The following is a 25,254-nucleotide window of genomic DNA, read 5'->3' on the forward strand; positions in this document are numbered from 1 at the left end:
TTACACTCGTCGCCATCATCAGTGAGGAAATGCACAATGCGTCGATATCTGACCCTGCTGACCAGTCTGCTGGTCGTGATCGCCCTGCCAGCTTCTGCCGGGGATCTCAATGCACAACTGAATCAATTTTTTAAAGCGCGTGACGCCCAGCATGCTGAAGGCATGGTCGTGGTGGTACGCACGCCGAAAGAACAGTGGCCAGCCTGTGACGTGCCGCAGTTCACTCTGCCCGGCAACAGCCGGCTGTGGGGGAATATGAGCGTGGCGGCAAACTGCGGTGAGAACCGCCGTTATATTCAGGTCCAGGTTCAGGTCACCGGTTCTTATCTGGTCGCGAACCGGTTGCTGAGTCAGGGCAGCAGCGTCAGCGAGAGTGATTTCTCTCTGCAGACCGGCCGCCTTGATACGTTGCCCGCCCGCGCCCTGCTGAATGCGGACTCGGTCGCCGATGCTGTCGTGCTGCGCGATATCCAGCCAGGACAGCCGATTAATCCGTCTACGCTGCGTCAGCCGTGGCGGGTCAAGGCGGGTCAGAATGTGATGGTGATTGCCAGCGGCGACGGATTCGACGCCAGTGGTGAGGGCAAGGCGCTGAATAACGCCGCCCGTTCACAGTCGGTCCGGGTCAGGATGGGAAATGGTCAGGTTGTCAGCGGTAAGGTACGAGAGGATGGGAATATTCTTATAACGCTGTAAAGTGTTAAAGAAGCCCGTAGTGCTGCCGATAGAAGAATCAACTAAGCGAAAACGCTATTCTGATTCAGGTGGCAGACTTCCCCTGACCGTACAGGAGCCCGAACATGAGCATTGACAGAACGCAACCTCTGAAACCCGCCAGCACCGTACAGAGCCGCGATAGCAGTGAGTCCGGTAACAGCAAAGTGCGCCAGAGCGCCAGCCCGGTAGCAGCCGCTACAACGCCTGCAGCAGCCCAGGTGAGCCTGAGCAGCGCGCAGTCGCAGCTGATGCAGCCGAGCAGCAAAGATATTAATGTCGAGCGCGTTGAACAACTGAAAACCGCCATTCGTAATGGCGAACTGAAGATGGATACCGGCAAAATCGCCGATGCGCTGATTGCCGACACCAAGGCGTATTTAGAGGGTAATTAATTCCCATGAGTAATTTGCAGACCACATTAGATAAGATGCAGGACGTGCTGGCGTCGCTGTCAGCCGTGCTGGAAGAAGAGCAGCAGCAACTGGCGGCCGGAAATATTAACAGCAACCTGTTGCAGCGTATCACCGAAGATAAAAGCGCGCTGCTCAGCACGCTCAACTATCTGGATGAGATGCGCCGCACCGCTGAACAGAGTCAGGCGACATCGGCACCTTATCGTGGGCAGAACGACATGGCGCGCCGCTGGGACAGTATCCAGCAGCACTCCCGTCGCCTGCAGGATGCCAATGTTCATAATGGTATGCTGCTGCAGCATCAGATTCGCTACACCGAGAATGCGCTTGAAGTGCTGAAGCCGCATCAGACCCAGGCCTTCTATGGCCCGGATGGGATGGGAAAAGGCCAGACGACGTTAAGCCGTAAAGCCTGAACCGAAACGTAGCGTAAAAAAATCCCGCCTGGTGCGGGATTTTTTATTGGTGCGTTTTTTCCTTCACCATGATTAGCTTTGAAATTGAGCCTGCACAGGGAATAGGGGCAGATCGGAAAGACGCTAAAGCCAATCCCTGGCCGCTCGGCCCGCGCGATTACGCACCTCATCCCTGAGGTGCGCCCGTTGCCGGGCCAACGCTTCGCGTTGTTCAAAAACGCTCCCGGCGTTTTTGTCCATGGCGCGGGACGCTTTCCTCCTCTGCCCCTGATCCCTGCGCGTTGAATTTATTTATTGCGGCAAGCTTTACACAGTCGTGCGCCGTGCATAGTCGCGCAGCCGGAAGCCCAGCAGCCCCAGCGCCAGGAAATAAGCCCCGCCGCCTACTGCACAGACCGCAGCCAGGCGCAGCAGTCGCCACAGCATCGAACCCTGCTCCCAGTCAGGCATCCACTGCAGCATGGCAAACAGTGCGCCAGCCATCACCACCACGGCGATCAGCAGGCGGATCAGGAAGCTGCTCCAGCCCGGCTGCGGCATAAAGATCTTTTGCTTACGCAGCTGCCAGTAGAGCAGCGACGCATTCAGACAGGCCGCCAGACCAATTGACAGTGACAGACCGGCATGTTTCAGCGGGCCAATAAACGCCAGGTTCATTACCTGCGTCATGATCAGCGTGATAATCGCGATTTTCACCGGCGTTTTGATGTCCTGACGGGAATAGAAGCCCGGTGCCAGCACCTTGACCACAATCAGTCCCATCAGTCCGACGGAGTAGGCGATCAGGGCGCGCTGCGTCATCAGGGCATCAAACGCCGTGAATTTACCGTACTGGAACAGCGCCACGGTCAGCGGGCCGGAGAGCATGCCCAGAGCAACAGCGCTGGGCAGCGCCAGCAGGAAACAGAGGCGCAGTCCCCAGTCCATCAGTCGGGAATATTCATCATGATTGCCGCTGGCAAAACTTTTGGCCAGCGACGGCAACAGAATGGTGCCCAGCGCCACGCCCAGCACGCCGGAGGGGAACTCCATCAGGCGGTCGGCGTAGTACATCCAGGAGACCGAACCTGACACCAGGAACGAGGCGAAGATGGTGTTGATAATCAGCGAGATCTGGCTGACTGAGACACCCAGAATGGCGGGCCCCATCTGACGCATCACCCGCCAGACGCCCGCATCACGCAGATTCAGGCGCGGCAGCACCAGCATCCCGAGCTTCTTCAGGTGGGGCAGCTGATAGCCGAGCTGCAGCACGCCGCCCGCGACCACGGCCCAGGCCAGCGCCATGACCGGTGGATGGAAGTGCGGCGCGGCAAACAGCGCAAAGCCAATCATGCTGACGTTCAGCAGGGTCGGCGCAAAAGCTGGCACCGAGAAGCGGTTCCAGGTGTTGAGCACCGCACCCGCCAGGGACGCCAGCGAAATCAGCATAATGTAGGGGAAGGTCACCCGCAGCAGCGAGCTGGTCAGGGCAAACTTATCAGGACTGTCGGCAAAGCCGGGGGCCGTAACCATGATGACCCAGGGCGCAGCAATCATCCCCGCCACCGTGACCAGCGCCAGCGCCAGCGTCAGCAGCCCGGAGACGTAAGCCAGGAACAGTTTCGTCGCCTCTTCGCCCTGCTTGCTTTTATATTCAGCCAGAATCGGCACAAAGGCCTGGGAAAATGCGCCTTCAGCAAAAATACGCCGCAGCAGATTGGGAAGTTTGAACGCAACAAAGAACGCATCGGTCGCCATTCCGGCGCCAAACACCCGCGCCACGATGGCATCACGGGCAAAGCCCAGTACGCGGGAAAACAGGGTCATTGAACTGACCGCTGCCAGCGATTTCAACAAATTCATAATTGACGGCGCATCCTGAAAAGAATCGGCAAAAAAGGAGAATTAGCGCGGGCACCTGAGGATGCCCGGCGACAGTCTACTGCCACGGAGGGAAATGACCAGCACGGAGTGTTACAAGGCGTTATTCGCGGGTCGCCTCACGCCACAGCTTTTCCACCACACGCTGCGCCATCAGTGCCTGCTCACCGCTGGTTTCAGGCTTCGTCTGATTTTGTACGCAGTCGATGAAATGACGCGCCGCACCGCTGAAACCGCGCTGCGTGAGATGGCTCTGCCAGGCGGGGGGTGGCGTGATCAGCAGGCCGTCGCTACTTTCTTCCTGCCAGTCGCGCATCTCGCTGATGTCGATGCATTTACCGTCACACACCGCACTGACCCGCTCGCGCTGACTGCCTGCGCGCCGGTGCATGCTGGTGGTGATCGTTAATCCTTCAACGTTGAAATGGTGCTCGGCATAGAGCATCTGGCCCTGTTCGTTGGTGTCGATGCGCCCCTGCACCTGGCGAAACGGCTTGCCGCCCAGCCAGAGTGCGGTATCCACCACATGCAGGTAGTCATCGAGCAGGGTAAAGCGGAGATCCTGTGGCCCGACGCTGTCGCTGCGGTGCTTTTCAATCCGCAGAGAAGCCGCGCCAGCCATCTCCGCCCACAGCTGCTGATAGCGCGGGGCGAACCGGCGGTTAAACGCCACCATCAGTTTACGCTGGCGTTTTTCCGCCAGCGCTACCAGCGCCTCCGCCTGCTCCAGGGTTTCAGCCAGCGGCTTATCAACGCAGACATCTTTTCCTGCCAGCAGCAGCGCCCTGACGACGTCATAGTGCGTGGCAGTGCTGCTGTGGACAAAGACCGCGTCACAGGCAGCAGCCAGATCATTCAGCGAACCAAAACATGGCATGCGATAGCTGTCACAGATCGGGCGGGCTTTGGCCTGGTTCGGAGAAAATGCGCCCACCAGCGTCCAGTCTGTTGCGGCCGACAGCACCGGTAGCCAGGCTTTCTGTGCGATACCGCCTAATCCCACCACGCCAATACGTAATGTCATCTCAGCTCTCCGGTTGCAGCAGTTGGGTAAGTTGGGCCTTAAGCGCCGCGACCTGCTGCTCCAGTGTGGCGACACGCGCCGCCAGATCGCCCTGCTCTTCCGGCGCGTCGGTGTCGGCCTGCGGTTGATCACTTTCCTCGCCCAACAGATGCATAAAGCGGCTTTCGCGCTTGCCAGGCTCACGCGCCAGACGGATCACCTGCGCACTGTCGTCGCGCTGCATCAGGCCTTCCAGCGTCTGCTCGACTTCGCTGACATCACTGAACTCGTGCAGGCGACCGCTGCGGGTGCGTAACTCGCCCGGCGTCTGCGGGCCGCGCAAGAGGAGCAGAGTCAGGACGGCGACTTCCGCGCTGTTGAGCTTCAGTGTGCCAAAGGCGGAGTTACAGAAACGCTGCTCATATTTCACCACCCGCTGCCCGGCGGCACTGCTGGCCGTGATCAGATGCCGTTTTTCCAGCAGGTCGAGCTGATTCTGCACCTCGCTCTCACTCAGCTCCATTACCGGCTCGCGGTTCGATTTCTGGTTACAGGCCACCACAACACCGTTCAGTGACAGCGGATACTGCTCCGGGGTGGTTACCTGCTTCTCCAGCAGGCAGCCCAGTACGCGCAATGCCTGCGCCGATAAAACCATCTTCATGCTCGCATCCTCACACTTATCCACGCCGGTCAGGCGTCCATTCCCGCAGGGTTAACGCTGTCAGCACGTGATCCTGCCAGCGTCCGTCAATGAGCAGATAATCTTTTGCGTATCCCTCTTTCTCAAAACCGAGTCGCGCCAGCAGATCGCCGCTGCGCTGGTTGTGCGGCATGTAGTTCGCCATGATGCGGTGAATGTGCTGCTGGCGCTGCATATAGCGGATAGCCGCCTGCAGCGCTTCGAACATCAGACCCTGTCCCTGCCACTTTTCACCCAGTGAATAACCGAGATAGCAGGCGTGAAACGATCCGCGCAGCACGTTGCTGAAGTTCGCCACGCCCCGCACTTCGGTTTCATCGCTGTCCATGAGAACAAAATAGAAGGCCGTTCCCTGCTTATGCATGTCGGAAATCAGCCCGAGCCGTGCCTGCCAGCCCGACGGGTAGCAGTGGCTGTCATCGCGCACCGGCTCCCAGGGTTTTAAAAACAGGCGGTTTTCCGAATAGTAATCTGCCATTCGCCAGGCATCACGTTCGTGAACCAGACGGACCACCAGACGATCGGTGGTTAATCGCACCCTGGGCGCGGCAGAACGATAGCCAAACATCCTGACTCCTGAAATCAATGGCTGATAGAGATGAGCCGTCATTACCCGGCTTTCACTATAACCGCCGCCTGGGCTGCGGTAAAACGTTACAGCGGTTTCACCATAAACAGGTTGATTTTGCTCTGTTATCCCAGCGGTCAACAATTGGTGCTGGCGGCGGTTTCAGTCATGCGCGGGCCAGCCCGGTTTGCCCTGTGGGGGAATCTCTTCCATACTTTTTACGCGCCCGAAAACAGGATGAATTGATTCATTCTGTTAAACAGTCAACCTCTGAACACGGGAGATCAGGATGAAGCTCTATATTTATGACCACTGCCCTTTCTGCGTTAAAGCGCGAATGATTTTTGGCCTGAAAAACAAGCCGGTTGAGCTGGTAGTGATGCTCAACGACGATGAAGAGACGCCGAAACACCTGATCGGTCAGAAAATGGCGCCGATTCTGCAGAAACAGGATGGCAGCGCGATGCCTGAGAGCATGGAAATTGTGCACTATGTCGATCAGCAGGATCGCAAGCCGCTGATTACCGGCGCGCTGAATCCGGCGATAGCCGAGTGGTTGCGTCACATGAACAGCTACGTCAATAAACTGCTGCTGCCGCGCATCGCAGACGCCGCGTTTGCCGAATTCGCCACGCCGGAGGCGCGTGACTATTTCCGCACCAAAAAACAGGCCAGCATCGGTGATTTCGATACGCTGAAAAGCCACTCAGCCGGGCTGATTAAAAATGTCAGCCAGGATCTGCGCAAGCTGGACAAATTAATCGAACAGCCCAATGCGGTGAACGGCGAGCTGTCGGAAGATGATTTTAACCTCTTCCCGCTGCTGCGCTCGCTGACGCTGGTAGCGGGTATCGACTGGCCCGCACGGGTCGCTGACTACCGCGATAATATGGCCAAACAGACCCAGGTGAATCTGCTCTCCTCGATAGCCCACTAACCCTGCCCGGATGAGAGACGCTGCGGCGTTTCTCATCTCTTTCCTGATGACACCCGCCACGCATTCAGGCAGGCTATGGCCTGTTTACTGGCTCTGATATTCAGGATAAAGAACGATGAAAAAGGGTTTTTTCGGGCTGACAGCCCTGTTGATCGCACTGCTGGTGAGCGGCTGTAATCAACTGACGCAATACACGATCAGCGAACAGGAAGTGAATCAGGCGCTGCAGAAGCACAACAACTACGAGAAAGATATTGGCGTTTCCGGACTGGTTAACGCGCACATTGTGCTGAACAACCTGAGCAGTCAGATTGGTCGTGAAGATCCGGGTAAAGTGACACTCTCCGGCAACGCAAAAATCAACGTGACCTCGCTGTTTGGCCCGCAGCAGGCCGATATGCAACTGAAGATGCGGGCTCAGCCGGTCTATGACCAGCAGCAGGGTGCCATCTATCTGCGCGATCTGGAGATTGTTGATGCGCAGGTTGCACCGGAAAAAATGGCCTCCATCATGAAGACGCTGACCCCTTACCTGAATCAGTCGCTGAAAAGCTATTTCGATCAGAACCCGGCTTATACTCTCAGCGCTGATCGCAGTAAAGGTGAGTCGCTGGCGAAGAAGTTTGCCAAAGGGCTGGAAGTGAAACCCGGCGAACTGGTCATCCCCTTTACGCAGTAACCCCAATCTCCGCGCCCCTGGCGCGGTTTTTCTTTATCGGCATAAAAAGCAGGTGCAAACGGTTGCCTGAATCCTTATGCTTATACCCCGGCCAAAACAGCCCTTTTGTTTCCCTTCTGCCGGAGCTTCACTGATGACAGCACAACCTCAGCAACTTACCCTGCGTCGCCCTGACGACTGGCATATTCATCTGCGTGACGATGAGATGCTCAAAACGGTCCTGCCCTATACCAGCGCGGTGAATGGTCGTGCCATTGTGATGCCTAACCTGGTGCCGCCGGTGACCAGCGTGGCGGCAGGTGAAGCGTACCGCGACCGCATCCTGGCGGCGCTGCCGGCCGATCACGCCTTTACGCCGCTGATGACCTGCTATCTGACGGATTCGCTGGATCCCGATGAGCTTGAGCGTGGCTTCACCGCCGGTCTGTTTACTGCGGCCAAGCTTTATCCGGCGCACGCCACCACTAACTCCAGCCATGGCGTGACCAATATCGCATCGATCGCCCGCGTGCTGGAGCGGATGCAGAAGCTCGGTATGCCGCTACTTATCCACGGCGAAGTCACCGATGCGCATATCGACATCTTTGACCGCGAAGCCCGGTTTATCGAAACAGTGATGGTGCCGCTGCGCAGCCAGTTTCCGGCACTGAAAGTGGTGATGGAGCACATTACGACGCAGGATGCCGCTGACTATGTCGCTGATGCCGATGAGACGCTGGGCGCGACCATTACGCCACAGCATCTGATGTTTAACCGCAACCACATGCTGGTGGGCGGGATTCGTCCGCACCTCTACTGCCTGCCAATCCTTAAGCGCAACGTGCATCAGGAGGCGCTGCGCAAAGTGGTGGCCAGCGGGAATCCTCGCTTCTTCCTCGGCACCGACACTGCGCCGCACCTGCGTCATCTCAAAGAGGCCAGCTGCGGCTGTGCCGGCGTCTTTAATGCGCCGACGTCGTTGCCCGCTTACGCCACCGTTTTTGAAGAGCTGAACGCGCTGGCGCATTTTGAGGCGTTCTGTTCTGAGAATGGCCCGCGTTTCTACGGCCTGCCGCTGAATGAAGGGACGATTACCCTGGTGCGTGAACCCTGGCAGGTGCCAGAATCAATCGCGCTCGGCGGCCACTCCCTGGTGCCGTTCCTGGCAGGTGAAACCCTGAACTGGCGCATCGCATAATTTTCCTTGCCTCCGGCCCGCTGATACTGTAAATATATACAGTATCTTAACCGGAGGCTATTATGCGCGTTGAAATTACCGTATCCAATACCCGACCTCTTCCTGCTGGCGCGATTGAAGCGTTAAGCGATGAATTATCGCGCCGCATTGATGAACAGTTCCCTGACTCGACCAATCACGTCAAGGTACGTTACGCCAGTGCCAACAATCTCAGCGTGCTGGGCGGTGGAAAAGAGACGCGCGACCAGATCAGCGAAATCCTGCAGCAGACGTGGGAAAGCGCTGACGACTGGTTCATTACTGATTAACCGCCACTGTGCTTTTTTTCCGGGTGTCGCCACCCGGTTTTTTTATCTTTTCTCCCCTCTCGCACTTCCCCCTTCCAGCATCTAGACTCTTAATGATCAATGCCCTATCCTTGCGCTCGTCACGCATAACAGGAGGTGCGCACCATGACTACTGATAAACCGGAAGAGGCGATGACCTTTGGTGAGTTGTTAGCACTGATTGGTGATCAACAGCGTCGTTTAACGGTGCTGGAGAATGCTTTTTCCAGTCTGATTTTCTGTCTTGACGATCGTGCCAGTCAGCTGCTGGTGCACAATCTGTCGCTGGAAGCCCAAAATCAAAACCATGATGAACAGCTTCAGCAGCACTTTGCCCGTCTGGCAGAAACACTGCAAAAACGCGGCGGCGGCATCGTGCCGGAAACCCCGACACTCTGAGTACGCTCACGCGGCTCAACCCGCTTTTTTGCCTGCCCATTGAATAGTGATTAAAATGCCTGCCATCAGGCATTTTATTTTTTCCTCCCCGCCTTTCAAACGCAAATATTCTGTGAGAAGCTGACTCACGGCCTTTTAAAGCAGTGATTCCCTGGTTTACTGTTATAATTGTTTCGCTATTGAAATAAAAAAGCCGCATTGAACCTCACCATGCACTTCGTTTAACGAGTAATAAGGAGGTTATAATGGACAGAAGAAAAGACGTTATTCAGACTCATCCGCTGGTGGGCTGGGATATCAGTACCGTTGATAGCTATGACGCCATGATGATCCGCCTGCACTCGCTGTCGTCGCAGGATCAAAAAGAAGAAGAAGCGGATGTTGGCCCGACTTACTGGCTGACAACGGATGTGGCAAGGCAGTTTATCTCGATTCTCGAAGCGGGCATCGCCAAGATAGAATCAGCCGAGCAGATAGAACGACTCCTCAATAAGCATTAATTTCTGCCGCATCAAAGAGGCGCCCTCAGGGGTGCCTTTTTCGTTTCTGTTTCTGGTATGCTTTTGATTATCTGACTCTTAGAGCGTAGTTACCATGATTTATGATCTTATCGTCGTCGGCAGCGGCTCAGTGGGCGCGGCCGCAGGCTACTATGCCACTCAGGCGGGTTTATCGGTACTCATGATCGACAGCGCCCATCCTCCCCACACCCAGGGCACGCACCATGGCGAGAGCCGGCTGATTCGTCACGCCTACGGTGAAGGTGAACGCTATGTTCCCCTGGTCCTGCGGGCGCAGACGCTGTGGGATGAGCTGGAACAGCGTGCCGGTGAGCGCATCATGCATCGCAGCGGCGTACTCAACCTTGCGCCGATTCAGTCGCCTTTTATCCAGAACGTTATCGACAGCGCCGCCCGCTGGCAGCTCAACATTGAGGTGATGCAGCCCGATGAAGTGCGCAAGCGCTGGCCGCAGATCAATGTGCCAGAGGGGTATCTGGGTGTCTTTGAGCCGAAGTCCGGCTATCTGAAATGTGAACAGGCGGTTCGCAGCTGGATCCAGCTGGCGGAACAGGCAGGCTGTGCGCAGCTGTTTAACTGCCCGGTCTCAGAGCTGGGTCGCGATGGCGATCTGCAGCAGGTTACCACCCTCGATGGTGTCTACCGGGGCCGCAAAATGCTGGTCAGCGCTGGCACCTGGGTCGGTAAATTAGTCCCTGACCTGCCGGTCGCCCCAACCCGCAAAGTGTTTGCCTGGTATCAGGCTGATGGTCGCTACAGCGAAAATAATAAGTTTCCCGGCTTTACCGTGGAAATGACGGATGGCAGCCAGTTTTATGGCTTCCCGGCGGATAACAATGCGCTGAAAGTGGGTCGTCATGATGGCGGTCAGCTGATGCAGCAGCCTGAAGATCGTAAACCTTTTGGTGCGGTAGCCGCCGATGGCAGTGAAGCCTTTGGTTTCCTCCGTCAGTTCTTACCTGGCGTGGGTGTCTGTCTGCATGGCGAAGCCTGCAGCTACGATTTCAGCCCGGATGAAGACTTTATTATCGATACCCTGCCGGGTGAACCCGATCGCTTATTAATTACCGGCCTCAGCGGACACGGGTTTAAATTTGCCAGCGTATTAGGTGAACTGGCTGCGGAATTTGCCCGGAATAAACCGTTCTCCTTTGATCTGACGCCGTTCCGCCTTTCACGCTTCTGACTCTGATAACGGGTGGCATCAGGCGGGTGCCACCCGATTGACATTAACTGACGGAAACTGAACGTTACTGACATATCAGCCCTGTTTTATTTCGCCCTTAGGGTTAATTCACGCCTTTTTTAGTTGACGAACATCCCCTCAGTAAACAGTCATTCAGAAATATTGCGCATCTCCCGCCCTTTTTATTCAACCTTTTCACGATCGAAATTTAAATTTATAGAAGCGTAAGGACGATTGCTTTTATATTTCATAATGTGGATGCTTATTTCAGTTTATTTCTTCAAGAAAACTACATTATGTTATTACGCAATTCACCTCATCAGTTTGGACTGATTGCCGTGCTGCTGCACTGGTCAATGGCGCTGGCGATCTATGCCATGTTTGCGCTGGGATTATGGATGGTTGGCCTGGGCTACTACGACAGCTGGTATCACGACGCGCCGGAGATTCATAAAAGTATTGGCGTAATTCTGATGCTGACGCTGATGGTTCGCCTGCTGTGGCGCGTTATTTCACCGCCGCCCAGACCGCTGAGCAGTTATTCCCCGCTGGTGCGCATCAGTTCAGTGGTGGCGCATCTGTTGCTGTATACCCTGCTGCTGGCCATTCTGATCAGTGGCTATCTGATCTCCACCGCCGATGGCAAACCGATCGCTGTATTTAACTGGTTTAGCCTGCCTGCGCTGTTCAGCGGTGCAGGTGAACAGGCTGACCTGGCGGGCGATATTCACCTCTGGCTGGCCTGGACAGTTGTGATCCTGTCGGTACTGCATGGTCTGGCTGCGGTAAAACATCATTTTATCGATCGCGATATCACCTTTAAACGGATGTCAGGTTTACGCATCCCTTCTCCCTCTGAAAAGGATAAATAATATGTTCAAGAAGACTCTGCTGGCGATGACCGGTGCCAGCCTGCTGCTCGGTTCGATGACCGCCAATGCTGCGGACTATAAAATCGATAAAGAGGGCCAGCACGCCTTTATTCAGTTCCGTATTCAGCATCTGGGTTACAGCTGGCTTTACGGCACCTTTAAAGATTTCGATGGCAGCTTTACCTTCGATGAGAAGAACCCTGCCGCAGATAAAGTTAACGTCACGATTAACACCAGCAGCGTTGATACCAATCACGCTGAACGTGACAAGCATCTGCGCAGTGCTGACTTCCTGAACACCAGCAAAAACCCGCAGGCCACGTTTAAATCCACAGAGGTGAAGAAAGAGGGTGATGAGCTGAAAATTACCGGCGATCTTACGCTTAATGGTGTGACTAAACCGGTGACGCTGGAGGCGAAAATGCTGGGTGAAGGTAAAGATCCGTGGGGCGGCTACCGCGCTGGCTTTGAAGCCGAAGGGGAAATTGCGCTGAAAGATTTCAACATCACCAAAGATCTGGGGCCAGCGTCGCAGACCGTTCAGCTGATGATCTCGGTTGAAGGTGTGCGTCAGTAAAATACTACGCCGCCTGAAGCTGACTTCAGGCGGCGACGGTTATTTCTTCACTGGCGAGGGAATGGTCATGTTTAACAGGCCACGAGACTTGTTAAAGATCTTGTTGCCATTCTCACGTCCCGCCCGGCGAGCGCGCTGCTCTTCCGGAGAGAGTTTTGCCTCTTCCTGACAGATCGGGCTGCAGCAGTTCTCAAACTTCTCTGCACAGCTTTTGCACTGAATAAACAGCAGATGACAGCCATCATTCACGCAATTGACGTGGGTATCACAGGGTTCGCCGCACTGATGACAGTTCGACAGCACGTCGTCGGAGATCCGCTCACCCATCCGCTCATCAAACACAAAGTTTTTGCCTTTGAAGCGTACCGGTAATCCCTGCTCACGCGCGCGTCGGGCATACTCGATGATACCGCCTTCGATGTGATAGACATCCTCAAAGCCGTTATGCCGCATCCAGGCGCTGGCCTTTTCACAGCGGATGCCGCCGGTGCAGTACATCACGATCTTTTTGTCTTTCTTATCCTGCAGCATATCAACCGCCATCGGCAGCTGATCGCGGAAGGTATCAGCAGGCACTTCCAGCGCATTGTCGAAGCGACCCACTTCATATTCGTAGTGGTTACGCATATCCACGAACAGAGCGTCAGGATCGTCCAGCATGGCGTTCACTTCCGCCGCTTTTAGATACTGACCCACATCGCTGGCATCAAAGCTGTCGTCTTCAATACCGTCCGCGACAATGCGGTCACGCACTTTCAGACGCAATACCCAGAACGATTTCCCATCATCATCCAGCGCAATATTCATGCGCAAGTTGTTGAGCGCCGGATCAAAGTCGTACAGCCACGCTTTCATCTTTTCATACTGGCTGGCGGGCACGCTGATCTGCGCATTAATCCCTTCGTGCGCCACATAGACGCGGCCAAACACCTTGAGTGCCGTCAGGCCAAGGTAGAGCGCGTCACGGAATGCTTTAGGATCGGCAATCTGGAAATATTTATAAAAAGAGACAGTGGTGCGCGGCTCGGTTTCAGCCAGCATGCGCGCCTTCAGCTCTTTATTGGAAACGAGGTTATGTAACACTGGCATGGTGTTCTTTCCTGTTATCAATAGGAGAAATTTAGCGGGCACATGATACCTGATTTCACCGTGATGCAAAGGCCAGTGTCAGAAATGATCATTAATTGCTGTTTTTTCCGGCGCTCTCTGGAATGTTAACGCCTGCCTGCAGTAGCCTGTTCTGTCCGTGATATTTATACGCACGATAAAAACTGGCACAATAGCGAAAATCAATGAGATATCAGCACCGCACGGTGCGCGACGCAGGAAAAATAACTTTCACATGACCCAGTTGCCTCAGTTTTCACGAGAACTGCTTCACCCGCGCTATTGGCTGACCTGGCTGGGTGTCGCTTCTCTTTATCTTTTGGTGCTACTTCCCTATCCCCTGCTCTATATTCTCGGCTGCAATATTGGTCGTATTGGGATGCGCTTTATGAAGCACCGCGTCAGTGTTGCCCGGCGTAATCTGGAGTTAAGTTTTCCGGATATGCCGATCAATGAACGCGAGGCAATGGTTAAGCACAATTTCGAATCGGTTGGCATGGGATTGATTGAAACCGGCATGGCGTGGTTCTGGCCTGACTGGCGCATCAATAAATGGCATAAACCGTCGGGGCTGGAGCATATTCAGCAGGCCCGCGACAGTCAGCGCGGCGTGCTGCTCATCGGCATGCACTTTCTGACGCTGGAAATTGGTGCGCGCATGTTTGGTATCCATAATCCGGGCATTGGCGTCTATCGCCCTAATGACAACAAACTGATCGACTGGCTGCAGGTTAAAGGCCGGATGCGTTCCAATAAAAGCATGCTGGATCGTAAAGATCTCAAAGGCATGATCCGCGCCCTGAAGCACGGGGACATTATCTGGTATGCACCCGACCACGATTATGGCCCGCGCAGCAGCGTCTTTGTGCCTTTCTTTGGGGTGGAAAAGGCAGCCACCACCATAGGCACGCATCTGCTGATCCGCACCGGTAAACCGGCTGTCATTCCTTTCGTACCGCGTCGTCTGCCTGGTGGCCGGGGTTATGAACTGATGATACTGCCTGACATCAGCGGCGAATTTACGCTGGAAAGCGATGTAGCAACCGCAGCCAGAATGAATCAGGTGGTTGAAGAAGGCGTGCTGCTGGCACCTGAACAATATATGTGGCTCCACCGCCGTTTCAAAACCCGCCCCGAGGGCGAGCCGTCCCGCTATTGATCTGTTCGCGCTGAATGTCCGTCTGGCATTTAGCGCGTTTTACCCCACTCCCTGCTAAATAAATCAGTGTCTCATGACTCACTCTGCCTGTAAGCGAAACCGCAGGTCCGGCTATTAATAAACCCCCGTATTCTTTATATTATTACCCTCTGGTTAAAATTAAAGTTACTAATGAATTAATCGGCCGCGAGGCCGTATTCAGCCTGTTTTGCTTTTTATATATTAATATTACAGTGCTCGCTGTTAAATACATGATGGTACTGATTATCCTTTATGCCAGGCCGAATCCTATTTAGCCGCTCTTAATGGTGTCTCCCGGCTTATGAATCACTGAAAATTAACTTATTTTACAAGCTATTGCCGCACTGATTTGGCTTATATTCCATTTTACATTTTTTTAACAGCCTGATAGACCGTTATGGAATTTGAAGTCATTTAACCTTCCCGGTAATTTCTGTCGTGACAGTCAGACCTTTAACCGCTCTGACCAGAATTATAAAAAAGACAACACAGCAAACCTCTAATGGGACATATAATATGAACAAAGGTCTCTACTATTACGTCACAATGGGTACCGATCTGGACAATTACCATTATCTTCATCGTAAGGGGTGCAAACGTATGCCTGACAAAGAAGAGGTCATATTCATCGGCACTTTATATAATCTGAGTCAGGCACTCTCTATCGCCAGAATTAACTTTAAGAAAGTGAAGCCCTGCATAAAATGTTGTATCCGTTATTCAGCACCCGTGATTCACGACTCCGTTCAACCCGTACTGCACTTCCCGCAAAAGATGATCTGACCCTGACTGGCGGGAAATGGTTTATTTCCCGCCAGTTGCACCGGCCCGCCCTTTCCCTCCCCTGAATTTCGTCTATCCTTCACTGAAATCAAATGAATCTGCAGTTAATGAACCCGGTAAGGAGAAGATCGATGAGCATGTACAGTACGTTAGAGGAAGCGATTGATGCTGCACGTGAAGAGTACCTCGCTAACAACCCTGAGGTAGATGAAGAAGAAGCATCGATCAGCCAGTTTGGCCTGCAGAAGTATGTGATGCAGGATGGCGATATCATGTGGCAGGCTGAGTTCATGGCCGATGAAGGTGAAGCTGGCGAGTGTCTGCCTTTCCGCAGCGGTGAAGCCGCACAGGCCATTTTTGATGCTGACTTCGACGAAGTTGAACTGCGTCAGGAGTGGTTAGCGGAAAATACTCTGCACGAGTGGGATGACGGCGAATTCCAGCTTGAGCCGCCGCTGGACACCGAAGAGGGTGAAGCCGCAGCGCAAGAGTGGGAAGATGATAACAGCGACTCCGATCGCAGTTACTCGTAAGGACCGTGACTGGCATCCACCGGTAACAACAGGGTGTCAACCACCAGCGACAGCGGCAAATCGAGGATCGTTAAGACCCGCCACCCGCTGTCGCGTACATCCCACTGTACGCCCGGATAGTACTGATTACCGTGCCCCTGCCCGGGGATGGTGCGACTGATAATACTGCCGCATCCGCTTAAGCAGAGCACGGCTACGACGACAACCCCCGCCTTTAAGAACACTTTCACCACTGATATCCGCCATGAACAGCCGTTGAGATTGTCACGCGCTGCTCGCGGTGACTGCCAGCAATTAATTTATCAGCGAATCGCTGTTTTAATCCGATAAAAAAAGCGGCATCGCTGCCGCTTTTCAGATTACGCGTTTTTTGCCAGCGCGTTAGGGTTGAGGTTGAGTTTCTGATAACTCTCTACCCACTGATGATACTTGTCCGCATTTTCCCACAGTCGGGTATGCACACGGGCCAGCACCACCGGATCGCTGATCAACTGCAGCCGCTGTTCGCGACCCAGTTTATCCGGCGAATCGCTCAGCGCCTGATCCACACGACGGTCACGGGCATAGTCCAGTAACTGACTCTGGCGGTGGCGCGATGTTGCCAGTGCGGTTGCCAGTGCGTTAAAGGCAGGATGGAACAGGGCATGCATAAAGCCATTTTCCAGCGCGCGCTCACGGTTCAGCACCACATAGCGATCGGTATCCACCAGCTCCTGCGGCGGCGAGTACTCTTCCGGGATCAGGAACAGTTTGGCTTTCTTGCTCTTGATACCCAGAGTTGAGCGGCTCGACATCACCGAAACGAACGGTGACAGGATCAGTGAGAAGACAATCGGAGCCAGCCACCACAGGAAGTTAAGATCCAGCAGTCCCATACCCGTTGCCCACACCAGACCCAGTGCCATCTGCGAACCGTGACGTTTAAACGCCTCGCCCCACGGAGTGGCATCGTCATCACGCTGCGGTGAGTTCCACACCACTTCCCAGCCGAGGAAGGCACTGACGACGAACACGGTATGGAACAGCATACGCACCGGTGCCAGCAGCACCGAGAACAGCGTTTCCAGCACCAGTGAAGCCAGCAGGCGCAGAGGACCACCGTAGGCCTTCGATCCTTTAAACCAGATCAGCACCACACTCAGCATCTTCGGCAGGAACAGCAGCACCATGGTGGTGGAGAACAGCGCGATCGCCAGCTCCGGACGCCACTGCGGCCAGACCGGGAACAGCTGCCTCGGTTGCAGGAAGTAGGTCGGTTCCATCAGCGTATGTACCACCTGTAAGGCAGTGGAGAGCGCCAGGAACATAAACCACAGCGGCGCCGACAGGTAGGACATGACACCGGTCAGGAACACCGCACGGTGAACCGGGTGCATCCCTTTAACCAGGAACAGGCGGAAGTTCATCAGGTTACCGTGACACCAGCGACGGTCACGCTTCAGCTCATCCAGCAGGTTCGGTGGCAGCTCTTCATAGGAACCCGGCAGGTCATAGGCAATCCAGACGCCCCAACCAGCACGACGCATCAGCGCAGCTTCTACGAAGTCATGCGACATGATCGAACCGGCAAAGGAGCCCTCGCCCGGTAACGGAGCCAGTGCACAGTGCTCAATAAAGGGTTTCACGCGGATAATCGCGTTGTGACCCCAGTAGTGAGACTCGCCCAGCTGCCAGAAGTGCAGACCGGCCGTGAACAGCGGACCGTAGACGCGGGTCGCAAACTGCTGACAACGCGCATACAGCGTATCCATACCCGATGCTTTCGGCGACGACTGGATGATCCCGGCATTCGGGTTCGCATCCATCATGCGCACCAGACCGGTCAGACACTCACCGCTCATGACGCTATCGGCGTCCAGCACGACCATGTAGCTGTAGTTGCTGCCCCAGCGACGGCAGAAGTCATCGATGTTGCCGCTTTTACGCTTCACACGACGACGACGACGGCGATAGAAGATCTTGCCTGCCCCGCCGACATCCCGCACCAGTTCCATCCAGGCTTTCTGCTCGGCAATGGCGATATCCGCATCGTAGCTGTCGCTGAGGATGTAAACGTCAAAGTGTTCAGCGTTACCGGTGCGAACCACGGATTCCCAGGTCGCTCGTAAACCGGCATAGACACGCTCAACGTCTTCATTACAGATCGGCATAATCAGCGCGGTACGATGTTCCGGATTAAGCGGCTCATCTCCGACCGTTGAATACGAGATACTGTATTTGTCACGTCCAATCAGCAGCTGCAGGAAGCCCATCAGGGCCGTCCAGAAGCCAGCCGAGACCCAGCAGAAAAGTATGGCGAACAGGAACAGGATTCCGGTCTGCAACAGATAAGGCAGGATCTGCATCACGGACTGCTGCCAGTTCTGATTGATCATCTCCATCGGGTCCAGAAGCGTCCAGCCCTGATAAGGCAGAATACTCTTCATGTACCAGGTGGCGACCACGGTCTGGAAAAGGGTCAGGATCAACAGAATGTAGCGGCGAATGGAACCCACATGACGCCACTTCTCTTCGGCACGCCGCTCTTCCGCGTTGGTATAACGCGGAATCGTTTTGTGTCCGCGCAGTGAGTCCCAGGCGCGGGCGACCGGGTTGGTACGCCAGGCTTCCGGGAACATCAGTGAGCGTTTGACCTTCGGCATCGCCTTCAGCGTGGTGCGGTCGAGATAATCTTTACCCAACTGCTGACCGCCAGCCAGCGAATCGGGCCAGGCCATTTCAACCCGCGATGAGACCGATTTTAACGGCGCATCATCGGGACGATCACTGGCTGCGACATCCCTGCCCAGCGCATCATGGATGAAGTGGAACTCGCCGGCATTCTGCAATGAGACGCTCAGGCGAGCCTTCCCTGCCGCATCCAGCGGCAGAGATTCCACATAACGTTGAGGTGTAAAAGTCGATTTATTCATTGGCAGGTAACTGATAGCTCCAGGTTTCCGTCAATGTCTTGTCGCCGCTAACCAAGGCCGCACGCATTTCGGTGGACTGCTTGGCATCTTTCACACGCAGACGCAACACCAGACGCCAGCCTTTGGTGACCGGGTTATAACGTACGCTCTGCTCAACCACATCAGCATTTTTACCGACGCTGACCTGCGGTGCCACCTGACTGTTTTCCGCCATCTTGCTCATGTCTTTACCCACGAAGTCGATGGTGAAAGCCACGGTGCCATCCGGCTGACGCACCAGATTAGACTGCTTCACGTCACCCGCTGAACGCAGGGTATTTTTGACCCAGGCGGTATCATCAGAGTGCAGCTGGTTTTCGTCGCGCGAGAAGTGCAGACGATACTTGAAGTTCATCTCTTTGCCAGGCTCTGGCAGCGTCTCTGGCGTCCAGAACGCAACGATGTTGTCGTTGGTTTCGTCTGCCGTCGGGATTTCAACCAGTTCAACCCGGCCTTTACCCCAGTCGCCGATCGGCTCAACCCAGCCGCTTGGACGCAGGTCGTAGCGGTCATCGAGATCCTGATAGTTGTCAAAGTCACGCCCACGCTGCAGCAGACCAAAACCTTTTGGATTTTCGATCGTGAAGGTGCTCACCGCCAGATGACGCGGGTTATTCAGCGGACGCCAAATCCACTCCCCGTTGCCATTGTGGATAGAAAGACCATCAGAGTCATGCAGTGCCGGACGGAAGTTGTTTACCGTCGAAGGCTGGTTCTGACCAAACAGGAACATACTGGTCAGCGGTGCGATACCCAGTTTGCCGACGTTATCACGCAGGTAAACTTTAGACTGCACATCAACCGTTGACGCTTCACCCGGATGCAGCACAAAGCGATACGCACCCGCCGCACGAGGCGAATCGAGCAGTGCGTAAATCACCAGCTGTTTGTCCTGTGGTTTAGGACGCTGAATCCAGAACTCTTTGAAACGCGGGAACTCTTCACCAGACGGCAAGGCCGTATCGATGGCAAGACCACGCGCCGACAGGCCATAAACCTGACCGGCACCGATTACACGGAAATAGCTCGCGCCCAGGAAGCTGGCGATCTCATCGTTTTTACCCTTGTTGTTGAGTGGGTAAAGCACTTTGAAACCGGCAAATCCGAGGTTTTTCACCGCTTCCGCGTCATGTTTTACATTACCGAAATTGAAATAATCGGGGTTGTATTTAATCTCGCGCACCGCGCTGCCGGTCACTTCGCTGATCTGCACCGGGGTATCGAAATACATGCCCTGATGATAGAACTCCAGCTTGAATGGCGTGCGCAGTTTTCCCCAATACGCTTTATCGTGGTTAAACTGGATCTGCTGATAATCAGCAAATTTCATTTCACGAAATTGAGAGGGTAAATTGCTTTTAGGCGCTTCGAAGCTTTTCCCTGCCAACGCTTTGGCTTGTTTGGCTACATCATCGATGTTAAACGCCCAACTGTTATTGGCGTACAACGCCAGCAGAACTGCAGTACCAATCCAGCGTACCTTCATCAGTCCGGCTTTATTTTTTTCTTTAGTCAGCACATCCCCCCCTTTCGTGTGCTTAAATCAAACCCGTTTATCTTAAAGGATTATTCGGTTTTCCGACAGCTTATGCGCAACATTGTTCCCGCATTTCGTCTGGCATTACGCTACTTTTAGGACAATTAGACACTACGGATTCCACTGATAGTATACCTGGTTTATCCCAGGTAGAATTTTCACAGAGCATAATTCGGTTTCAGGGTGAAACCGGCCAAACGTACTAACGAACTGGAACTTTATGAGTACTGTAAAACCTGAACGTGAATACTTCCTCGACTCCATCCGCGCGTATCTGATGTTACTGGGGGTGCCGTTTCACGTTTCCCTCATCTACTCTACGCAGAAATGGGCAGTAAACAGTCATGAGGCGTCGTTATGGCTGACGCTGCTGAACGATTTTATTCATGCGTTTCGTATGCAGGTGTTTTTTGTCATCTCGGGCTATTTCTCCTACATGCTGTATCTGCGCTATCAGCCGCGTCGCTTCCTGAAAGTGCGACTGGAGCGTGTGGGGATCCCGCTCCTTACCGCCGTTCCGCTGCTCACGCTGCCGCAGTTTTTCATGCTGAAAGCGTGGACCGATAAGCTGGCTGACTGGCCCCGCTTCACGCCCTATCAGAAGTTTAATAACCTGGTGTGGGAGCTGATTTCGCATCTGTGGTTCCTGGTCGTGCTGGTGATGCTGACTACGCTGGGCATGGTGACGTTCCGCTGGCTGCGCGATCAGCATCGCACCATTGATTACTCCCGGGTTGGCTGGGGCACACTGACCGCTGGCGTGCTGGCGTGGGCTCTGGTGTGGTGTGTCTTCCGTCGTCTGGTATTTATTTTCCAGCCTGACTGGCTGATGGATGGCCTGTTCAACTTTATTGTGATGCAGACGCTCTTCTATCTGCCGTTCTTTATGCTGGGCGCGCTGGCGTGGAAGCATCCACCGCTGAAGCAGCTGTTTGTGCGGTTTAATCCGGTGATGTGGATCGGCGCGGTGGTGATGTTTGTCGCCTACTGCACTAATCAGCGTCTGAGCAGCGGCGATGGCTGGCTGTATGAGCTGGATGCGATTATCACGACGCTGATGGGCCTCTGCATGCTGAACGTCTGTTTCTGCTTCGGTCATAAACTGCTGAACGCTCATTCGCCGCGCATCATGTATCTGGTCAATGCGTCGCTGTTTATCTATCTGGTACACCATCCGCTGACGCTGCTGTACGGCATTTATGTCACGCCACGCATTGAAAATAACACCCTGGGCTTCTTCGTTGGCCTGCTGATGGTGTTTGGCATCGCGTTTCTGCTGTATGAGATTCACCTGCGCATCCCGCTGCTGCGGTTCCTGTTCTCCGGGAAATTTGAGCGCAAACAGGCCGGACAAGGGAATTGATGGTATTGCCTGAATACAGTTAACAACTCAAAGCGATGGGATTACACCCTCATCGCCTTGAGTCCAGCGAGCAGGCTCAGGGAGCCAGTGCCCTCCGCAAAGACGCAAAAGATGCCATCCATGGCAGGCTCAGCGCGGGCCATCCATGGCCCGCGATGCTTTGCTATGGGCACTGGCTCCCATCGCTTTACGTCCGGGAGTCGTCTGTGGTGAGCAATCTGTGGTTATGTGAGCCGACTGCGGGGAACACTCCAGGACTACAGGAGCCACTCAATCGGCAGTCGCCACACCAATCGCACCTGAAGCCGTTGCCACCATGAGCAGCCCGGCTCGTGCTTGTGCACAATCTGCTGCGGCTCATCCGGATACTCCAGCCAGTTGACCCTTCCCCACTTATCCAGCCTGAGCGTCCATGCCCGATCGCGCATGGACTGGCTGAAGCGCTGGTGCGTTTCTGCGGCCAGCGACGCACTCTCGATGACCAGCCCCATCTCGGTATTCAGCACCGCGGAGCGGGGATCGAAGTTAAATGAGCCGATAAACAGCGTCTTTTGATCCACCGAGAAGGTTTTGGCATGCAGGCTGGAGCCAGAATTACCGGTTAAACCCCGGTCGTGCGGGGCATCGGGCACGCCCGCCTGCGGTTTCAGCTCATAGAGCGCGATGCCATGCCGCAGCAGTTTCTTGCGCCACTTGGCGTAACCGGCATGCACAATCGACACATCGTTGGCCGCCAGCGAGTTGGTCAGAATGGCAATTTTTACCCCTTTGCGCCTTAGCGACAGCAGCTGTGCAACGCCAGCGCGGGTCGGCACAAAGTAGGCAGAGATGATATCGAACTGCTCCTGCGGCGTGCCAATCACCTCCAGCATCCGCTGCGGCAGCAGGCTTCTGGCGCGCGCTTTGCCCAGCCCTTTACGCGGATCGTCACTCAGCAGCCGCGCTTTTGCCCAGGTCAGGTCCAGCGTGCCCTCTTCCAGCTCCTGCAGCAGCGACGAATTTTCCAGCCGCTGAAGATAACGCTGCACCGGTTCGCTGTGACGCCATTCGGGTGGCAGACTCACACTGTCCTCTTCCGGTTCATCTTCATCCAGTACCTGCTGCAGCGGCGAGACCGGCTTACTTCGCCAGTAGCGCTCAAAATCCTCTGCGACCTCTTTTACCACCGGGCCAATGGCCATCACGTCGAGATCGGCAAACAGCGGTTCATTGCCGGTGCCGAAATATTCGTCGCCAATATTGCGTCCCCCCACCACGGTCGTGACGCCATCCACGGTAAAACTCTTGTTGTGCATGCGACGATTCAGACGGGCAAAATCGGTGAGATAACCCAGCGCACGCAGGGTACGAAACGAGAACGGATTAAACAGCCGCACTTCAATACCGGGATGGCGGTTGAGCTGAGCCAGCGTATCGTCCAGGCCCGGCGTATTGTTGTCATCCAGCAGCAGCCGTACCTTCACCCCGCGACGGGCCGCTTCCAGCACCGCGCTGAACAGCAACCGGCCAGAGAGATCGTTTTGCCAGATGTAGTACTGAATATCGAGTGAACGCTCCGCTTTTTGTATCAGCAGATAGCGGGCAGCAAACGCATCCAGCCCGTCGCTCAGCTGATGGACACCGCTCAGCCCCGGATGGCGCTGACATTCTGGCTCCAGCTGTGTTTCCAGCCAGCTGCTACGCTCCGATGGCGGGGAGAGCTCAAACGCTTGGGTCATGACAATTCCCTGTAAAATGCAGTTATTTTTATTATTCCCCGGCCCGGCCTCTGGCGCTATACCTCTGTTCCGAATGAGCAGGCGGTCACGGGCGTTTTTTAGTCTAGACTTAACCGGACGATCTGTGACCGGCATTAGCCCGGCAGGAGAGGAATATGTCTCATCAACCCCTTACAGATACCCGCCAGCGCTACCATCCCAGCCTGTTTCGCAGCTTTTTCCAGGGGAGTTTTCCCTGCTCCACCGCCTGCCGTACGCCGGGCAAACGGCTGGATATGGTCTTCAGCAGCGGCCACGATATGCTGCTGGAAAAAGATTATGCCGCGCTGGCTGAGCAGCACCTGCTCACCGCCCGCGACGGTGCGCGCTGGCACCTGATTGAAAAGATCCCCGGCCAGTATGACTGGCAAAGTTTTCTGCCGATGGTAGAAGCCGCGCGGCGTCAGCAGATGGAGATCATCTGGGAGCTGGCGCACTTTGGTTATCCCGATCATCTTAATATCTGGAAAGCCGAATTTGTGGAACATTTTAGCCGTTTCGCACGCGCGATGGCACACCTGATGCGCGATGAGGGCATCGAACGCCCCTTCTTTACGCCGGTTAATCAAATCTCTTTCTGGTCCTGGGCCGGGGCGGATGTCGCCTGGTTCAATCCCCATGCTGCGAATCGCGGTAAGGAACTGAAACGTCAGCTGGTGCGCGCCTCGCTGGCGGCGATTCATGCCATTCGCGAGGTCTATCCGGAGGCGCGTTTTGTCCTGACCGATCCGCTGGTACAGATTGCCCATCATCCCGATAATCCGGACAGCAAACCCTACGCCGACGCGCAGCATCAGGCGCAGTTCGAGGCCTGGGATATGCTGGCTGGTCGCGTCGATAAAGAGTTAGGCGGCAGTGAAGATTGCCTGGATATTCTGGGCCTGAACTACTATCCCGATAACCACTGGTTTTTCCCCAATCAGCCGATGTCGCTGGACGATCCGACACGTGTTCCGCTGCACATTCTGCTGGCGCAGTGCTGGCAGCGCTACCAGCGGCCGATGCTGATCGCCGAAACCGGCGCAGAGGGTGACGCGCGCGCGCCCTGGCTGCAGGAGATCAGTGAAAACGTGGCAGTCGCGCTGGATCAGGGTATTGCGGTGGAGGGCATTTCGCTCTATCCGGTGGTGGAGTATCCCGCCTGGGCAGATGACCGGCGTTCGCCAGGTCCGCTACTGGGCTTAGCCGATCCTAATGGCAATCGTAACCTGCATGAATCTCTGGCGCTGGTGTTACGCAGTCAGCAGATTAAGTTCGCCACGCGTAACGCGTAATCAGACATGCTGAGAGGCGGGCTTTTTGGGGTAACAGGAGCGAACGTCGAGAGAGGGATCGGCAGGATGACGTACGTCGGTCAGCCAGACCATGGTAAACAGGAAGGTGACCCCGATGAGACAGGCCGCCAGCAAACCGATAATTGCGATTAATTTGTCATCTCCGGAGTCCATCGCTTTCTCCTTATTCAATCCGTCGAATTCCTGTGCGTGTCAGCTCATCCAGAGCGTAATCATCAGGACAAAGATTATAAGCGTTACCGAGGTCACCGCAAGCACCACTATCGCAAAGTGCGCATCGTCAAGTGACTGGCGAATTGGCTCATCGTGATCGTCGGGTGGCGAGGGCAAAGACATAACAATCCTGTGAAAAAATAGGGGCCGCCGGAAGTGAAGCGGTGAGTGACAGTGT

At 55.0% G+C, this 25,254-nt stretch carries 28 protein-coding genes; 17 read left to right on the forward strand and 11 right to left on the reverse strand.

What is annotated here, in order from left to right; all coding sequences use genetic code 11:
- Nucleotides 1-36: 36 nt before the first annotated feature.
- The 3 genes from flgA to flgN all read left to right on the forward strand — a co-directional run bounded on the left by flgA (nucleotide 37) and on the right by flgN (nucleotide 1,546).
- The gene (gene flgA, locus PU624_RS15570) at nucleotides 37-696 is read left to right on the forward strand and encodes a flagellar basal body P-ring formation chaperone FlgA (RefSeq protein ID WP_283545711.1); all 660 of its coding nucleotides are present in this window, start codon (nucleotides 37-39) and stop codon (nucleotides 694-696) included.
- Between the two features lie 104 nt (nucleotides 697-800).
- Nucleotides 801-1,109, forward strand: a complete 309-nt coding sequence (gene flgM, locus PU624_RS15575) for a flagellar biosynthesis anti-sigma factor FlgM (RefSeq protein ID WP_090962252.1) — start codon at nucleotides 801-803, stop codon at nucleotides 1,107-1,109.
- Nucleotides 1,110-1,114: 5 nt separating this feature from the next.
- Complete coding sequence (gene flgN, locus PU624_RS15580) at nucleotides 1,115-1,546, forward strand: flagellar export chaperone FlgN (RefSeq protein ID WP_283545712.1); 432 nt, start codon at nucleotides 1,115-1,117, stop codon at nucleotides 1,544-1,546.
- A 306-nt stretch (nucleotides 1,547-1,852) separates the two neighbouring features.
- On the opposite strand, the gene murJ is transcribed toward flgN, so the two are convergent.
- The 4 genes from murJ to rimJ form a co-directional block, all read right to left on the reverse strand.
- Nucleotides 1,853-3,391 (reverse strand): murein biosynthesis integral membrane protein MurJ, encoded by a 1,539-nt coding sequence (gene murJ, locus PU624_RS15585; protein ID WP_283545713.1) that lies wholly within the window; start codon nucleotides 3,389-3,391, stop codon nucleotides 1,853-1,855.
- A gap of 121 nt (nucleotides 3,392-3,512) precedes the next feature.
- Nucleotides 3,513-4,433, reverse strand: coding sequence for a Gfo/Idh/MocA family protein (locus PU624_RS15590; RefSeq protein WP_283545714.1), 921 nt, complete (start codon nucleotides 4,431-4,433; stop codon nucleotides 3,513-3,515).
- Between the two features lies 1 nt (nucleotide 4,434).
- A complete protein-coding gene (locus PU624_RS15595) occupies nucleotides 4,435-5,076 on the reverse strand; it encodes a YceH family protein (RefSeq protein WP_283545715.1) in 642 nt (213 codons plus the stop codon).
- A 16-nt stretch (nucleotides 5,077-5,092) separates the two neighbouring features.
- Nucleotides 5,093-5,683, reverse strand: a complete 591-nt coding sequence (gene rimJ / locus PU624_RS15600) for a ribosomal protein S5-alanine N-acetyltransferase (RefSeq protein WP_283545716.1) — start codon at nucleotides 5,681-5,683, stop codon at nucleotides 5,093-5,095.
- Nucleotides 5,684-5,972: 289 nt separating this feature from the next.
- On the opposite strand from rimJ, the gene grxB reads away from it, so the two are divergent.
- From grxB to PU624_RS15645, 9 genes are all read left to right on the forward strand, one after another.
- Nucleotides 5,973-6,620: a glutaredoxin 2 gene (gene grxB / locus PU624_RS15605; RefSeq protein ID WP_283545717.1), complete on the forward strand. Its 648-nt coding sequence runs from the start codon at nucleotides 5,973-5,975 to the stop codon at nucleotides 6,618-6,620.
- A gap of 115 nt (nucleotides 6,621-6,735) precedes the next feature.
- A complete protein-coding gene (locus PU624_RS15610) occupies nucleotides 6,736-7,299 on the forward strand; it encodes a lipoprotein (RefSeq protein ID WP_283545718.1) in 564 nt (187 codons plus the stop codon).
- 133 nt (nucleotides 7,300-7,432) lie between these two features.
- Nucleotides 7,433-8,476 (forward strand): dihydroorotase, encoded by a 1,044-nt coding sequence (gene pyrC, locus PU624_RS15615; RefSeq protein ID WP_283545719.1) that lies wholly within the window; start codon nucleotides 7,433-7,435, stop codon nucleotides 8,474-8,476.
- Nucleotides 8,477-8,538: 62 nt separating this feature from the next.
- Nucleotides 8,539-8,784 (forward strand): DNA damage-inducible protein I, encoded by a 246-nt coding sequence (dinI, locus tag PU624_RS15620; RefSeq protein WP_003849907.1) that lies wholly within the window; start codon nucleotides 8,539-8,541, stop codon nucleotides 8,782-8,784.
- A gap of 144 nt (nucleotides 8,785-8,928) precedes the next feature.
- The gene (locus tag PU624_RS15625) at nucleotides 8,929-9,201 is read left to right on the forward strand and encodes a hypothetical protein (RefSeq protein WP_090962284.1); all 273 of its coding nucleotides are present in this window, start codon (nucleotides 8,929-8,931) and stop codon (nucleotides 9,199-9,201) included.
- 245 nt (nucleotides 9,202-9,446) lie between these two features.
- On the forward strand, nucleotides 9,447-9,701 hold the full coding sequence (bssS, locus tag PU624_RS15630; protein ID WP_003849911.1) for a biofilm formation regulator BssS: 255 nt from the start codon (nucleotides 9,447-9,449) through the stop codon (nucleotides 9,699-9,701).
- Between the two features lie 94 nt (nucleotides 9,702-9,795).
- Nucleotides 9,796-10,908: an N-methyl-L-tryptophan oxidase gene (solA, locus tag PU624_RS15635; protein WP_283545720.1), complete on the forward strand. Its 1,113-nt coding sequence runs from the start codon at nucleotides 9,796-9,798 to the stop codon at nucleotides 10,906-10,908.
- Between the two features lie 296 nt (nucleotides 10,909-11,204).
- Complete coding sequence (locus tag PU624_RS15640; RefSeq protein ID WP_283545721.1) at nucleotides 11,205-11,780, forward strand: cytochrome b; 576 nt, start codon at nucleotides 11,205-11,207, stop codon at nucleotides 11,778-11,780.
- A 1-nt stretch (nucleotide 11,781) separates the two neighbouring features.
- Nucleotides 11,782-12,357 carry a YceI family protein gene (locus tag PU624_RS15645; RefSeq protein ID WP_283545722.1) on the forward strand — a complete coding sequence of 192 codons (576 nt, stop codon included), beginning with the start codon at nucleotides 11,782-11,784 and terminating at the stop codon, nucleotides 12,355-12,357.
- 39 nt (nucleotides 12,358-12,396) lie between these two features.
- Here the strand turns inward: PU624_RS15645 and trhO are convergent, their stop codons facing one another.
- Complete coding sequence (gene trhO / locus PU624_RS15650; protein ID WP_283545723.1) at nucleotides 12,397-13,446, reverse strand: oxygen-dependent tRNA uridine(34) hydroxylase TrhO; 1,050 nt, start codon at nucleotides 13,444-13,446, stop codon at nucleotides 12,397-12,399.
- Nucleotides 13,447-13,699: 253 nt separating this feature from the next.
- On the opposite strand from trhO, the gene PU624_RS15655 reads away from it, so the two are divergent.
- From PU624_RS15655 to PU624_RS15665, 3 genes are all read left to right on the forward strand, one after another.
- Entirely contained in the window at nucleotides 13,700-14,623 is a 924-nt protein-coding gene (locus tag PU624_RS15655; RefSeq protein WP_283545724.1) for a Kdo(2)-lipid IV(A) acyltransferase, read from the forward strand.
- Between the two features lie 537 nt (nucleotides 14,624-15,160).
- Complete coding sequence (locus tag PU624_RS15660) at nucleotides 15,161-15,427, forward strand: hypothetical protein (protein WP_283545725.1); 267 nt, start codon at nucleotides 15,161-15,163, stop codon at nucleotides 15,425-15,427.
- Nucleotides 15,428-15,558: 131 nt separating this feature from the next.
- Nucleotides 15,559-15,960 (forward strand): MysB family protein, encoded by a 402-nt coding sequence (locus tag PU624_RS15665; protein WP_283545726.1) that lies wholly within the window; start codon nucleotides 15,559-15,561, stop codon nucleotides 15,958-15,960.
- Here the strand turns inward: PU624_RS15665 and PU624_RS15670 are convergent.
- The 3 genes from PU624_RS15670 to PU624_RS15680 form a co-directional block, all read right to left on the reverse strand.
- Nucleotides 15,951-16,190, reverse strand: coding sequence for a YceK/YidQ family lipoprotein (locus PU624_RS15670; RefSeq protein WP_283545727.1), 240 nt, complete (start codon nucleotides 16,188-16,190; stop codon nucleotides 15,951-15,953). The two genes, PU624_RS15665 and PU624_RS15670, sit on opposite strands and share 10 nt — an antisense overlap.
- 129 nt (nucleotides 16,191-16,319) lie before the next feature.
- Nucleotides 16,320-18,872, reverse strand: coding sequence for a glucans biosynthesis glucosyltransferase MdoH (mdoH, locus tag PU624_RS15675; RefSeq protein ID WP_283545728.1), 2,553 nt, complete (start codon nucleotides 18,870-18,872; stop codon nucleotides 16,320-16,322).
- On the reverse strand, nucleotides 18,865-20,400 hold the full coding sequence (locus PU624_RS15680; protein WP_283548009.1) for a glucan biosynthesis protein G: 1,536 nt from the start codon (nucleotides 20,398-20,400) through the stop codon (nucleotides 18,865-18,867). Before PU624_RS15680 ends, mdoH begins: the two co-directional genes overlap by 8 nt.
- A gap of 268 nt (nucleotides 20,401-20,668) precedes the next feature.
- Between PU624_RS15680 and mdoC the strand changes: the two genes are divergently transcribed.
- On the forward strand, nucleotides 20,669-21,811 hold the full coding sequence (gene mdoC, locus PU624_RS15685; RefSeq protein WP_283545729.1) for a glucans biosynthesis protein MdoC: 1,143 nt from the start codon (nucleotides 20,669-20,671) through the stop codon (nucleotides 21,809-21,811).
- A gap of 257 nt (nucleotides 21,812-22,068) precedes the next feature.
- Here the strand turns inward: mdoC and PU624_RS15690 are convergent, their stop codons facing one another.
- Complete coding sequence (locus PU624_RS15690) at nucleotides 22,069-23,529, reverse strand: phospholipase D family protein (protein ID WP_283545730.1); 1,461 nt, start codon at nucleotides 23,527-23,529, stop codon at nucleotides 22,069-22,071.
- Between the two features lie 155 nt (nucleotides 23,530-23,684).
- On the opposite strand from PU624_RS15690, the gene PU624_RS15695 reads away from it, so the two are divergent.
- Entirely contained in the window at nucleotides 23,685-24,842 is a 1,158-nt protein-coding gene (locus PU624_RS15695) for a glycoside hydrolase family 1 protein (RefSeq protein WP_283545731.1), read from the forward strand.
- Here the strand turns inward: PU624_RS15695 and PU624_RS15700 are convergent, their stop codons facing one another.
- Nucleotides 24,843-25,016 carry a hypothetical protein gene (locus PU624_RS15700; RefSeq protein ID WP_283545732.1) on the reverse strand — a complete coding sequence of 58 codons (174 nt, stop codon included), beginning with the start codon at nucleotides 25,014-25,016 and terminating at the stop codon, nucleotides 24,843-24,845.
- A gap of 39 nt (nucleotides 25,017-25,055) precedes the next feature.
- Nucleotides 25,056-25,199, reverse strand: coding sequence for a hypothetical protein (locus tag PU624_RS15705; protein ID WP_165439225.1), 144 nt, complete (start codon nucleotides 25,197-25,199; stop codon nucleotides 25,056-25,058).
- Between the last annotated feature and the right edge of the window lie 55 nt (nucleotides 25,200-25,254).

The sequence above is a fragment of the Pantoea sp. Lij88 genome (assembly GCF_030062155.1).
GTDB lineage: Bacteria > Pseudomonadota > Gammaproteobacteria > Enterobacterales > Enterobacteriaceae > Pantoea.

Coding starts and splice junctions, on each gene's coding strand:
- flgA (WP_283545711.1), top strand. CDS start 37: ATGCGTCGATATCTGACCCTGCTGACCAGTCTGCTGGTCGTGATCGCC.
- flgM (WP_090962252.1), top strand. CDS start 801: ATGAGCATTGACAGAACGCAACCTCTGAAACCCGCCAGCACCGTACAG.
- flgN (WP_283545712.1), top strand. CDS start 1,115: ATGAGTAATTTGCAGACCACATTAGATAAGATGCAGGACGTGCTGGCG.
- murJ (WP_283545713.1), bottom strand. CDS start 3,391: ATGAATTTGTTGAAATCGCTGGCAGCGGTCAGTTCAATGACCCTGTTT.
- PU624_RS15590 (WP_283545714.1), bottom strand. CDS start 4,433: ATGACATTACGTATTGGCGTGGTGGGATTAGGCGGTATCGCACAGAAA.
- PU624_RS15595 (WP_283545715.1), bottom strand. CDS start 5,076: ATGAAGATGGTTTTATCGGCGCAGGCATTGCGCGTACTGGGCTGCCTG.
- rimJ (WP_283545716.1), bottom strand. CDS start 5,683: ATGTTTGGCTATCGTTCTGCCGCGCCCAGGGTGCGATTAACCACCGAT.
- grxB (WP_283545717.1), top strand. CDS start 5,973: ATGAAGCTCTATATTTATGACCACTGCCCTTTCTGCGTTAAAGCGCGA.
- PU624_RS15610 (WP_283545718.1), top strand. CDS start 6,736: ATGAAAAAGGGTTTTTTCGGGCTGACAGCCCTGTTGATCGCACTGCTG.
- pyrC (WP_283545719.1), top strand. CDS start 7,433: ATGACAGCACAACCTCAGCAACTTACCCTGCGTCGCCCTGACGACTGG.
- dinI (WP_003849907.1), top strand. CDS start 8,539: ATGCGCGTTGAAATTACCGTATCCAATACCCGACCTCTTCCTGCTGGC.
- PU624_RS15625 (WP_090962284.1), top strand. CDS start 8,929: ATGACTACTGATAAACCGGAAGAGGCGATGACCTTTGGTGAGTTGTTA.
- bssS (WP_003849911.1), top strand. CDS start 9,447: ATGGACAGAAGAAAAGACGTTATTCAGACTCATCCGCTGGTGGGCTGG.
- solA (WP_283545720.1), top strand. CDS start 9,796: ATGATTTATGATCTTATCGTCGTCGGCAGCGGCTCAGTGGGCGCGGCC.
- PU624_RS15640 (WP_283545721.1), top strand. CDS start 11,205: ATGTTATTACGCAATTCACCTCATCAGTTTGGACTGATTGCCGTGCTG.
- PU624_RS15645 (WP_283545722.1), top strand. CDS start 11,782: ATGTTCAAGAAGACTCTGCTGGCGATGACCGGTGCCAGCCTGCTGCTC.
- trhO (WP_283545723.1), bottom strand. CDS start 13,446: ATGCCAGTGTTACATAACCTCGTTTCCAATAAAGAGCTGAAGGCGCGC.
- PU624_RS15655 (WP_283545724.1), top strand. CDS start 13,700: ATGACCCAGTTGCCTCAGTTTTCACGAGAACTGCTTCACCCGCGCTAT.
- PU624_RS15660 (WP_283545725.1), top strand. CDS start 15,161: ATGAACAAAGGTCTCTACTATTACGTCACAATGGGTACCGATCTGGAC.
- PU624_RS15665 (WP_283545726.1), top strand. CDS start 15,559: ATGAGCATGTACAGTACGTTAGAGGAAGCGATTGATGCTGCACGTGAA.
- mdoH (WP_283545728.1), bottom strand. CDS start 18,872: ATGAATAAATCGACTTTTACACCTCAACGTTATGTGGAATCTCTGCCG.
- mdoC (WP_283545729.1), top strand. CDS start 20,669: ATGAGTACTGTAAAACCTGAACGTGAATACTTCCTCGACTCCATCCGC.
- PU624_RS15690 (WP_283545730.1), bottom strand. CDS start 23,529: ATGACCCAAGCGTTTGAGCTCTCCCCGCCATCGGAGCGTAGCAGCTGG.
- PU624_RS15695 (WP_283545731.1), top strand. CDS start 23,685: ATGTCTCATCAACCCCTTACAGATACCCGCCAGCGCTACCATCCCAGC.
- PU624_RS15700 (WP_283545732.1), bottom strand. CDS start 25,016: ATGGACTCCGGAGATGACAAATTAATCGCAATTATCGGTTTGCTGGCG.
- PU624_RS15705 (WP_165439225.1), bottom strand. CDS start 25,199: ATGTCTTTGCCCTCGCCACCCGACGATCACGATGAGCCAATTCGCCAG.